Origin of the sequence: Paenibacillus ehimensis NBRC 15659, assembly GCF_004000785.1 — a bacterium.
GTDB classification, from domain to species: Bacteria; Bacillota; Bacilli; order Paenibacillales; family NBRC-103111; genus Paenibacillus_G; species Paenibacillus_G ehimensis.
Genome location: NZ_BILX01000126.1, coordinates 1 through 10225, shown reverse-complemented (window position 1 = coordinate 10225; position 10225 = coordinate 1). Strand labels below are relative to the sequence as shown.

Annotated in this window: 11 protein-coding genes; 5 read left to right on the top strand and 6 right to left on the bottom strand. The window is 50.2% G+C overall.

All coding sequences use genetic code 11. The features are described from left to right. Positions 1-181: 181 nt before the first annotated feature. A complete protein-coding gene (locus PEH01S_RS33100; RefSeq protein ID WP_025849882.1) occupies positions 182-1405 on the bottom strand; it encodes a helix-turn-helix domain-containing protein in 1224 nt (407 codons plus the stop codon). A 225-nt stretch (positions 1406-1630) separates the two neighbouring features. Here PEH01S_RS33100 and PEH01S_RS33095 point away from each other — a divergent pair, with 225 nt between their 5' ends. Beyond that, positions 1631-2431, top strand: coding sequence for an ABC transporter ATP-binding protein (locus PEH01S_RS33095; RefSeq protein ID WP_127490330.1), 801 nt, complete (start codon positions 1631-1633; stop codon positions 2429-2431). A gap of 102 nt (positions 2432-2533) precedes the next feature. Here the strand turns inward: PEH01S_RS33095 and PEH01S_RS33090 are convergent, their stop codons facing one another. Next, a complete protein-coding gene (locus tag PEH01S_RS33090) occupies positions 2534-2995 on the bottom strand; it encodes an Lrp/AsnC family transcriptional regulator (RefSeq protein WP_127490329.1) in 462 nt (153 codons plus the stop codon). A gap of 198 nt (positions 2996-3193) precedes the next feature. Between PEH01S_RS33090 and PEH01S_RS33085 the strand changes: the two genes are divergently transcribed. Continuing rightward, positions 3194-4369 carry an MFS transporter gene (locus tag PEH01S_RS33085; RefSeq protein ID WP_127490328.1) on the top strand — a complete coding sequence of 392 codons (1176 nt, stop codon included), beginning with the start codon at positions 3194-3196 and terminating at the stop codon, positions 4367-4369. Positions 4370-4518: 149 nt separating this feature from the next. Here the strand turns inward: PEH01S_RS33085 and PEH01S_RS33080 are convergent, their stop codons facing one another. Next, positions 4519-5505, bottom strand: coding sequence for an asparaginase (locus PEH01S_RS33080; RefSeq protein ID WP_127490327.1), 987 nt, complete (start codon positions 5503-5505; stop codon positions 4519-4521). Between the two features lie 184 nt (positions 5506-5689). Between PEH01S_RS33080 and PEH01S_RS33075 the strand changes: the two genes are divergently transcribed. Next, complete coding sequence (locus PEH01S_RS33075) at positions 5690-6061, top strand: helix-turn-helix domain-containing protein (protein ID WP_025849877.1); 372 nt, start codon at positions 5690-5692, stop codon at positions 6059-6061. Here the strand turns inward: PEH01S_RS33075 and PEH01S_RS33070 are convergent. Then, positions 6058-7401 carry a sensor histidine kinase gene (locus tag PEH01S_RS33070; protein WP_127490326.1) on the bottom strand — a complete coding sequence of 448 codons (1344 nt, stop codon included), beginning with the start codon at positions 7399-7401 and terminating at the stop codon, positions 6058-6060. The two genes, PEH01S_RS33075 and PEH01S_RS33070, sit on opposite strands and share 4 nt — an antisense overlap. Before the next feature lies 1 nt (position 7402). Continuing rightward, positions 7403-8089, bottom strand: coding sequence for a response regulator transcription factor (locus PEH01S_RS33065; protein WP_127490325.1), 687 nt, complete (start codon positions 8087-8089; stop codon positions 7403-7405). Positions 8090-8322: 233 nt separating this feature from the next. Between PEH01S_RS33065 and PEH01S_RS33060 the strand changes: the two genes are divergently transcribed. Together PEH01S_RS33060 and PEH01S_RS33055 are read left to right on the top strand one after the other, a co-directional pair. Next, positions 8323-9354, top strand: a complete 1032-nt coding sequence (locus PEH01S_RS33060) for a DJ-1/PfpI family protein (protein ID WP_127490324.1) — start codon at positions 8323-8325, stop codon at positions 9352-9354. 21 nt (positions 9355-9375) lie between these two features. Continuing rightward, positions 9376-10005 carry a DUF2306 domain-containing protein gene (locus PEH01S_RS33055; protein WP_025849873.1) on the top strand — a complete coding sequence of 210 codons (630 nt, stop codon included), beginning with the start codon at positions 9376-9378 and terminating at the stop codon, positions 10003-10005. Here PEH01S_RS33055 and PEH01S_RS35205 read toward each other — a convergent pair. After that, positions 9993-10225, bottom strand: a 233-nt coding sequence (locus tag PEH01S_RS35205; protein ID WP_218032727.1) for a hypothetical protein, incomplete at its 5' end; no start/stop codon positions are given. The genes PEH01S_RS33055 and PEH01S_RS35205 overlap by 13 nt on opposite strands.

Genomic DNA, 10225 nt, shown 5'->3' with positions numbered 1-10225 from the left:
AAAGGAGCCCCTGACCGGTTCCATGAACCGGCGGGACTCCTTGAGATCGAGTATTAGCCTCCTACACCGTTATCGTGGAAGTATAGCATTTTAACAGACTCGTTTGCCGGCGGTTGATAGGATACGGACAGGCCGTTCAAGAACATGAACCCCAAGGTCAGAAGTACCAGCATTTTTTTCATCATACGGACACTCCTTCCAAAATTTTCTCATATTCCTTTTTTTGCTGTTCCGTCGCATGGTCAACGTGCTTCCAGAACAAAGAAACGCATCGTTCGAACCCTGAATAATAACGCAATTTTTGGGCCAGACCCAAGGCGTGAATTAATTCATTTAACGCTTGGTGCTTCCCTCCTCTTTTGAAGCTGTAAATGACCTTCTCGTACCAAAAGTGAAACAGCTGCGTGCCATTAATGTGATCGTAAATCTTCCCGACGGACGGGATTCGCTTTTCGAATTTGGCCAGGATCGCATCGACGGAAAAATGGTACCGGTTTGCGGCTCTCATGACGACCGATAAACTGGGGAGAATTTGGTTAGGGTATTCCTCCAGATACGCGGATAATTCGGGCAGAACTTTGAGATTGCCCGTGTTCAATTCTAGGATGAGAGCGTTTCCTTTTCCCCAAACCCGGAATTTTTCAACCTCCTTTTTGCCGACTTCGTCAAGACCTTGAAACCACGAAAGATCGGAATACTCCTGAACGCAGCGCTTGGCTTCTTCGTATTGCTCCAGCTTGGTTAAAGCCACCCCTTTCATTAGACAGCCTTGGCCATAGTACACCACTAAATGCCGTTCCGTTTGCAGCGGTTTATACAGCTCACGATTGATCAACTTTTCGTAGATCACGGTGGCCAGCTCTTTGAGTTCATCGGCATATTGCCCGACTTTATCCCATCTTTCGAAGGTGTAATAAACGTTGGCCATCTGCAAAAGAGCGTCCAGCCGGACATCCTCCGGCAGATGTTTGTAATGGGTTTCAAAACGAAACACGGCTTCTCTGTTTTCTTCCACCCCGGTTCCGATGAGCGATTGAAACAACCGGAACTGACTCATGACATACTGCGGGTCTTCTGTGTTTCCGTTATCGACAATTTGGCGGTAAAGCGGAATGGCCTCTTTTTTCTTTCCTTGCTCAAACAGGCTCTCCGCTAAGGAAAATTGCTGCGAACAGGTTAGCTTATCGTTCAAGAAACATTGGCCCAAATACAATTCGTAAAGCCAACCGGGGTCATGCCCCAACACGGATGCTATCTTGTCGAGCTGGTCTATGGTGACGGACCGGGGGTAATCCAGCTGCTCAATACGGATTCCTGCAAGCTCGCTGAATTGCGAAGGAGTGTATCCGTGGAGCTGCAACTCATTCTCAACGATCGTTCTCATACTTTGAATGGTCGTTACCATATAAAATTCTCCTCCCTGCCTATATCCCTAATAGTACATCGGTCGAAGGGAAGTGTAAATATCATACTTTTTATGTATATTACTGGTCTGTAACCGCTATCACACAAAAAACGAAATGTAGCAAAAATTGCTCTTCGGGATGAGCACTTTTCGCATCGACACGGCTTCGTCCTTGTTTTATGATGAAGAAATAGACAATGGTGAACAAAGGAAAGAGGTCAGCCTATGGAACACGTCATTGACATTCAGAATGTAACTTGGAAAAACGGCCAGAACTATTTGCTGCACAATGTCAGCTGGACCGTGCGTCCCAAAGAGCATTGGGCGCTGCTGGGCCTGAATGGATCGGGAAAAACGACCTTGCTGAACATGATTAACGGCTATCTCTGGCCGACGACAGGGTCGGTGTCCGTGCTCGGTCACCGGTTCGGGGAGGTCGATTTGCGCGAGCTGCGCCGTTCCATCGGCTGGGTCAGCTCCTCGCTGCAGGAGAAGCTGTACGCCACCGACAAAACCCAGTATGTGGTCATCAGCGGCAAATACGCGACTATCGGCTTATACGAGCGGCTGTCCGATGAAGATCTGGACCGGTCGCAGGCGCTGATGCGCACACTGGGCTGCATGCATCTGTGGGACCGCGAATTCCGGACCTGCTCGCAGGGAGAGAAGCAGAAAGTGCTGATCGCCCGGGCGCTGATGGCCGACCCGCACCTGCTCATTTTGGACGAGCCCTGCAACGGGCTGGATCTGTTCTCGCGCGAAAAGCTGCTGGACAGCATCCAGGAGCTGAGCTGCCAGGAGCAGTCGCCGACGCTGATTTACGTCACCCACCATACGGAAGAAATCGTTCCTGCCTTCAGTCACACACTGCTGCTGCGCAGAGGCGAGGTAGTCCGCAGCGGACCCACCGAAAGCATCCTCGAGGCGGACATCTTAACCGATTTCTTCGAGGCCCCGGTCGAGGTCGAGAAGCACCGTCAGCGCGTGTACGTGCGGGCGGCCCACATCGGGAACCCGCTCGCGTAGCGGCTCGAGAAACAAGCCCAAAAAAGCTTAGCCGCTTTACCTTCATAGGAAAACGGCTAAGCTTTTTTTGCGCAGCTGATGAATGCTTTCCCATCATGCTCGTTAGTTCGACCAAGGCTCCGCCGTTTCGGCGATTGGCGGTTCGATCGTCATTTTGTGCTCGAACGGAGCCGTGAGCATAATCAGCGTATAGGAGTAGCCGAATTCGCCGCATCTTTCCGAAAAAGCCACCAGCTCCTCGGTCGTTTCGGTAACGATCTTCAGCATGTAATTGTACTCCCCGCTAATCCGGTACATGTCCGTCACCTCGGGCGACTGTCTGCAAAATTCGATAAAGGCGGCGCATTTTTTCGTACGAAACATGACAAAGGCCGTCGTATTCTTGCCCAGCTTCGGCAGGGAGATCGCCGCGTGGTATCCCGTAATCACTCCTTGCTCCTCCAGCTTCCTGACTCTCTCCTTCACGGCCGGCTGCGTCATCCCGATGATTCTCCCCAGCTCCGCCATCGGAATACGGGAATTTTCGTGCAGCAGGCTTAAAATTTTGTAGTCCACTTGATCCACATAAATCTTCCTTTCGAATATATAAGTGAAAAGCGTCAATTAACTTTAATCATTAAATTGGTACGGAATAAACACCTTTATTCATGTATGTAAATTATAAAATTGTTTTTGTAAAATGTCATTAACCATCCTCTGTCGCACCCGCGCGGGAATCGACAAAACAACAAAACCATAGGTTTCATACAAGGAGTGAAGCGGTTGTCTCGTTATATCGGAATTTATTTGCTTGCTTTAGGGGAGTTTATGGTGGGTACGGCGGAGTCGATTGTCACCGGAATTATCGGCATGATCGCGAAGGATACGCAGGTCCCCCTCTCCCTCGCCGGGCAGTTGGTCACGGCCTTCTCTCTTGCGTTTGCCTTCGGCTCGCCGCTGTTGATCGCCTTCACCGCCCGTATGGAGCGAAAGAAGCTGCTCTTGGCGGCACTGCTATTATTCATTGCCGGCAATCTGCTGGCATTTGTCAGCGCAGGCTTTGCCGTATTAATGGCCTCCCGGATTTTGCTGGGATTAAGCGGAGGCGTGTATACGGTGTTAGCGCTCGCCGCTGCGGCTAACCTGGCTCCGCCCGAGAAAAAGGGAAGCGCGATCGGTACAATTCTCATGGGCTTTAGCGTCTCGCTCGTTCTGGGGGTGCCCGCCGGCACCATGGCCGGGGACTTGTGGGGATGGCGCTCGGTATTTCTGATCATTGCCGTGTTTAGCATCATCGCCGCGTGGGCGATTATGGCGTACCTTCCCAAGCTGCCAAAACAAGACCCTGTCCCGCTACGGGCCCAATTGGCTACCCTCAAGAACAGCCAGGTCGTCACGGCTTTGCTGATTTCGTTCCTGTTCGTGACAGGATACTCGACCGTCTATACGTACATTACGCCCCTCCTGCAATCCGCAGCGGGGATGTCTACGGCGCTTGTCAGCACGACACTGTTGTTGGCAGGGCTCGCCAGTGCCGCTGGATCGCGTATAGGAGGATTCGCCACCGACAAATGGGGGATTCGGCCCACGCTTTACGTGAGCCTGCTTCTGCATGCCGCGATTCTGATCGCTTTTCCCTTCGCGGCTCAGCTTGTTATCGGCGCGATGCTGGCGACCATGGTGTGGATCGGCGCCGTGCAGACGACGGTACCGGCCCAGCAGTATTACCTGATCACCCTGTCCCCGCATTCGTCCGAAATCGCGCTCAGCGTCAATACTTCCGTCTTTCAGCTCGGATTGGCTGTAGGAGCGGGCATGGGCGGGCTGATCGTGGACCGCTATACGGCCGCCCCCCTCGGATGGGTCGGTGGAGCCAGCGTACTCCTTGGCCTTTTCTTCGCATGGCTGTCCTTTTCGTTGGGCAGAACCGCAGCATCGAAGCCCGTGCTGTCAAAGTAAAGTGGAAGAGCCGAGCACAATAACAGCGGCAGTTCTCTATTCATGGAGGACTGCCTTTTCCATGTGTAATGATAAACTATTTTTCACGGCTAATAAAAATAAAGTCTGCCAATCTCCTTTACGCAGATTGCAGACTTCTCATCGCCCGATTAGAGCGTCGTGTCGCCGGCGATCGGCGTTTCCATGATTTTCTTTACCTCGGTGATATCCATCGATTTCCCCAGCGCCCACATGAGTTTAGGAACAATCGCTTCCGTATTCATATCTCTGGAATTAATAATCAGGTCTTGGTTCACCTTCCGCCCGACTTCATACAGGCCCAGGTCTCCCCCTTCTTCCAGACATTGCGTCGTGAGAACGACCGCGATCCCCGCCTCGATCAGCTCGTTTATTTTCGGAATCAGATTTCTTTCTTGGAACGGCAATCCTCCGCTCCCGAACGTTTCGATCACGATACCTTTGTACAGTCCCTTCAAGCAATCAAAAAGCTCCGGCTTCGTGCCCGGAAGCAGCTTTAACAAAAAGACGTCGGGACAAAGCGAAGCATCCAGACGCGGCTCCTTGTTCCGCACCGTCCGGACCGGATGATGGTACGTAATATTTTCCTCGATATAAGCGATATAAGGGTGATTAATGCTTTCAAACGCATCGTAGCTTTTGGTCCTCATCTTCACCGCTCTTGTCCCGATGATGACGCGGCCGTCAAACACAACATAAACCCCGCCCACGGGCTCGCAGGCAAAACGGATCGAATCGATAATATTTTTTTTCGCATCGGTTCTTTTGTACACAATTGGAACTTGGGAGCCGGTGATCACGACTGGCTTCGCCAGATGCTGCAGCATGTACGAAAGCGCGGCGGAGGTGTACGCCATCGTGTCGGTCCCATGGGTAATGACAAAACCGTCATACTGATCGTAATGCTCGTAGACGGCCTTGGCAATCGTGATCCAATATTCGGGCTGCATGTTCGTGCTGTCGATCGTCATGATAATTTTGGTTTCCACCTGATAGGACCGGTTCTGTTCCGGCAAATAATGCAGGAGCTCTTCCGCACCCATTTTGGGAGCCAGCCCGTTTTCGCCCGGGACGGAAGCAATGGTTCCGCCGGTCGATAGCAGCAGTATTTTTTTCATCTCTATCCAAGCACCCTTTCATCTCATCGGATGATACCGACCTGAGCACAATCCATCTGAAAAAGTACGCGTAACGCGACCACATTCTTCATTATAGTGAATAGATTTGCGAAAAACAAGAATATTCTTATGCGTTACGCGAATAGAACGTGTTATAATGAATGGGTATGAGGAGGTATTTTCCATGTTAACACGATTATCCCGACTGAGAAAAAGCAAAAAATGGTCGTTACAATATACAGCCGATCGGCTCGGCATTGCAAAAAGCACCTACGCAGGCTACGAATCGGGGTATCGGGAACCGCCGCTGGAAACGTTAAAGAAGCTCGCCGATCTGCTGGAAACGTCCGTGGACTACTTGCTCGGCCGGATTGATAATCCGGCGTTTTATCCGAAAGCATGGAGAGTGGAGCTGCACGATAAACTGAAATTGTCCGAGGCGCGCACGCGGTTCGACGTGGAGCTGCTTCTGGACGGAGCGCCGCTCAACGAGGAAGAAATCAAGCAATGCATTGCGTTTATCCGCACGAAGCGCAAGCTGGATACGAACGATTAACGTCCTCCTAAGCTGTCAGCCGAAGGGATCCAACCTGACAGGAGGGCTCCTTTATCCGGATGGTTCCCTGCGATAAGCTCGCCTCCATGCCGCCTTATAATTCTCTGTGAAATGGTTAACCCTAATCCGGCTCCTCCTGTCGAACGATTTCTCGATACTTCGCCGCGATATAGCGGTTCAAACACTCGTTGAAGCTCCTCTAAAGCGAATCCCGGCCCTGTATCCTGAATGGTAAACCTTACTTTATGCTCGTCCTTATCGCATTGAACGAGAATTTGCCCATGGGATGGCGTATGTCTGACAGCGTTATCCAAAAGATTGTTCATCGCACGCTCCAGCAAGTGTGAATCGCCAAATATCGTGAAATCATCGGCGGAATGATCCATGATTACGGAGATGTGTTTTTGTCGGGCTAGCGGATTCAGGCTGTCAATCGCCTTCTGCAGTATAAGTTTAAAGTCAATCGTGTTTTTGTTAAGCTCCGCTTCCAAATATTCAATCTTTGTAAAGGTGAAAAGGTCCTCTACCAGCCGGTCCAACTGCGCCGATTTTTCTTTACAAACCGCCAAATACTTTGCCCATTTATCCGGAGATTGCGCAATGCCTTGTTCTAACCCGTCCAAATAACCCCGTAATGCGAATAGCGGTGTCCTTAAATCATGTGCGACAGCGGCGATGACAAATCGACGTTCTTCTTCCAATTCCACTTGTTTCCGGTGTGATTTTCGAAGCCCCTCCACCATCACTTTGAAGCCATCGCGTACTTCGGCAATTTCCGTAATGCCGGACGAAGGCAGCTGGACATCCCAATCGCCGGCGGCAAGTTGTCGAGCAGCAATGCTCATCCTGTCGAGGGGCTTGAGAATGGACCTTCGCATTCCAATACCTACAATAAAAAACGCTAGCAGAAGTCCGGCAAACCCGGCAATCATTGAAACTGCTTTTGAATTTGGCAGGTAAACGACAACCCTTCCAAGCACTTGCCCGCCCTCAATAATTGAGAACCGTTCTGTCGACAACAATGCGCTTTCGCGCACTGGATTGGATCGATAAATTTCCTGGTCTGAGGCGTCCAGAATAACCGCATCCAGGTTCGCTTTCCGTAAATGAGTTTGCAGCCGGCTTTGCCATCCCGGATCCGTCCAGAGATCCGTGTTGGTTTCGATCAGGCGAATCGTCTCCGTCAAATGTTTTTGGTTTCTCAGATCTTGCAGTTGATTCCCGCCCAGGCTGAACGTTTTTGTTTGCAAGAAATGTGCCGTAACAAAAAAAATCCACGGCACAAGCAGTATGAAAAATAAGCCAAGCACGGCAAACGTACGAATACGAAGAGCTCTCATTTTATCTTCCCTCGAATCGATATCCAACACCCCAAACGTTAATCAGGTACTTGGGCTGATTCGGATCAGCTTCGATTTTCTCGCGCAGTCGACTGAGATGAACACGAATGGTATGCTTATCGCCCACTCCATCCCAAAATTTATGAAGCAATTGATCATATGAAAAAACAACCCTCGGATACTCAACAAACAATCGCAGCAGGTCAAATTCCTTAGGGGTGAGCGAGATGTTTTGTCCTTCAACCAATACTTCACGCGTGGATAGATTTATTTTGAGGCGTCCATAGTCTAAGACAGCTCTGCCGATTTCCTGCTGAGAACCGGTACGCCGCAATACCGCTTTCACTCTGGCAACAATTTCCCCAATGGAAGCCGTCTTGACGATATAATCATCTCCGCCGAGCGTCAAGCCTCGAATCTTGTCTACATCGTCGCCGCGCGCACTCAAGAACAGGATAGGAACGTTGCTCTCCGCGCGAATTCGCCTGCATAATTCAAAACCGTCCAGTCCCGGCATCATGATGTCCACAACCATACAGTGAATCGTGCTCTGCCGGAACACGGCAAGTGCTTGAGCGGTATCACCAGCGGTTCTTACTTGAAAGTTTTCATTCTCCAAAAAATCCTTCAAAAGCTCGACGATACTTTCGTCATCATCCACGACCAGAATCGTTTTGAATTCATTCACAAGCACTCCACCTTTTAGCCGATGTATCTGCTTATACGAAATTGTTCAAGCGTGATGTCGGTATAAGTGTATCATGTTTTTCTATAAGAAAAACGAAACCTTCCGTTCTGTGATGAATTGTTTATGGTTTTGTGACTTTTTTGCAGCTTCGTTCGAGATATTTCCTTGTTATGATTCTGTTGTGATGCGACCGACAAAAATTTACACTGACGCAAGAAAAGGAGGATCCGGTTATGCTGTCCGTTCAAATCGTGCTATTTGATGGCTTCGACCTTTTAGATGCCATTGCGCCTTACGAGGTTTTTTGCGCTGCTGAATTGTTAGCAGGCGGAGCGCTAAGCGTTGAATTCGTCACGGCCGAAGGGCCAAGGCTTGTCCCCAGCGGCATCAACGGATTAAAAATTGAAGCAAGCGGCAGATTGAACCCGCAACGCGCGGGAATCATTGTGGTCCCTGGCGCATCCGGCGACGTCGAAGGAGATGGCCCTGACTCGGTCCCGGCTATTTTGGTCCGGGCAACGAATACAGCATTGACCCGCTTGATCAAACAGGCACTTGGGCAACAAGACATCGTCGTCGCCACGGTATGCGGCGGCTCCTTGATCCTGGCTATGGGAGGTTTATTGGAAGGCAGACCGGCAGTAACCCATCGGCTGGGCATGGATCTGCTTGGGTCGACCGGCGCCATTCCCGTCCCGGCACGCGTTGTCGACGACGGCAATCTGGTTACCGGGGGAGGAGTAACATCGGGGCTCGATGTTGCTCTGTATTTGCTGGAATGTAAGCTTGGACCTCGTCTGGCACACGCGGTAGAGCAGTTGTTTGAGTATGAACGGAGAGGAACGGTTTGGCGAGAAAAAGGTATAGCGCCCGGCACGCACAAGACATTGACCAGCGAAGATCCGAACACGACGAACACAACGACCGCGACCTCTGGCATCCGGCATAACCCAAATCGCCAGGGATCTGTCTTTGACGGCGATTGGGATACGACCATCGCTACGCCAGTCGGTAAACTGCAGGTCAGGCTCTCGATCTCGACAAGGGATGGGATGATCCGCGGGACGGCGACACAAGGGGACGAAACGGCCGAGTTTATAAATCCTTTGCTTCAGGACGATAAGCTTACCTGGTCGCTGCAAATCTCGAAACCAATGCGGTTAAATTTGAGGTTCGAAGTTGCTGCCGAAGGAAACCAAATGACCGGATTCGCTAAAGCCGGCGTCTTACCGGGATCTAAATTAACAGGCATGCGGGTTTCTTAACCAACGGAGGATTCGGATCACATGAAGAAACGCAATACGCCATACGTAATTTTGGCCTGTATCACCATCGTATTTATTTTCTACGCTTTGGTCGATAATTATGTTATTGATCCCGGGGCCAAGGAATTTTTGAGTCAGAAAACCGGACTAACTCGCGAGCTTAAAACCCACGTCTGGTTAAACGTAATGTATGTGCATGTTGCCTTTGCCTGCATCGCCATGGCAGCCGGGCTGCTCAACTTTTCTAACCGGATCTTTGAAAAAAGCCGCAGGCTCCATCGCATCAACGGTTACATTTATTTCTTATCCGTTCTTCTTGTGGTGCTGACTTCCGGATATATGGCGCCTTACGCTACCGGAGGAAAAATAAGCAGTATGGGATTCAATGCGCTGAATATCATATGGCTGCTCATAACTATTACGGCGCTTGTCCAAATCAAAAAGAAACGGATCGCCTCGCACCGAAACTGGATGATTCGAAGCTACGCCTTTTGTTTCACGAATATGTTGATTCATCTCACGACCTTTGTTTTTCATCAGGGATTCGGCTTCCATTACGCCACCAGCTACGCCATCGGCGTTTATGCCTCTATTGTGCTGCTGCTGGTTATTCCTAACGTCATCATCCGAACTAGCGGTCAACTGAAATAGACTCCAATGAAGAATTGAACAGAATAAATAAGAGCATAATCCTTTATACCGGCTGTGCCGCCCGGAGTTGCTGGTGCTAGCTTCGCAAATAAATCTGCCAGTCCTTTAAAGATTTCGTAATCCCCTAAGGACTCAATAAAAAAAGGAGCCGTTGCCTTCTTAGGCAAACTGCTCCTTTTTGTTGGGGTAGAATAAAAAAATAACCCCCTATGGGGTTGCT

What these genes read in the sequence shown, in the direction of transcription:
- PEH01S_RS33100 (WP_025849882.1), bottom strand. Translation starts at nt 1,405, where the DNA reads ATGGTAACGACCATTCAAAGTATGAGAACGATCGTTGAGAATGAGTTG.
- PEH01S_RS33095 (WP_127490330.1), top strand. Translation starts at nt 1,631, where the DNA reads ATGGAACACGTCATTGACATTCAGAATGTAACTTGGAAAAACGGCCAG.
- PEH01S_RS33080 (WP_127490327.1), bottom strand. Translation starts at nt 5,505, where the DNA reads ATGAAAAAAATACTGCTGCTATCGACCGGCGGAACCATTGCTTCCGTC.
- PEH01S_RS33075 (WP_025849877.1), top strand. Translation starts at nt 5,690, where the DNA reads ATGTTAACACGATTATCCCGACTGAGAAAAAGCAAAAAATGGTCGTTA.
- PEH01S_RS33070 (WP_127490326.1), bottom strand. Translation starts at nt 7,401, where the DNA reads ATGAGAGCTCTTCGTATTCGTACGTTTGCCGTGCTTGGCTTATTTTTC.
- PEH01S_RS33060 (WP_127490324.1), top strand. Translation starts at nt 8,323, where the DNA reads ATGCTGTCCGTTCAAATCGTGCTATTTGATGGCTTCGACCTTTTAGAT.
- PEH01S_RS33055 (WP_025849873.1), top strand. Translation starts at nt 9,376, where the DNA reads ATGAAGAAACGCAATACGCCATACGTAATTTTGGCCTGTATCACCATC.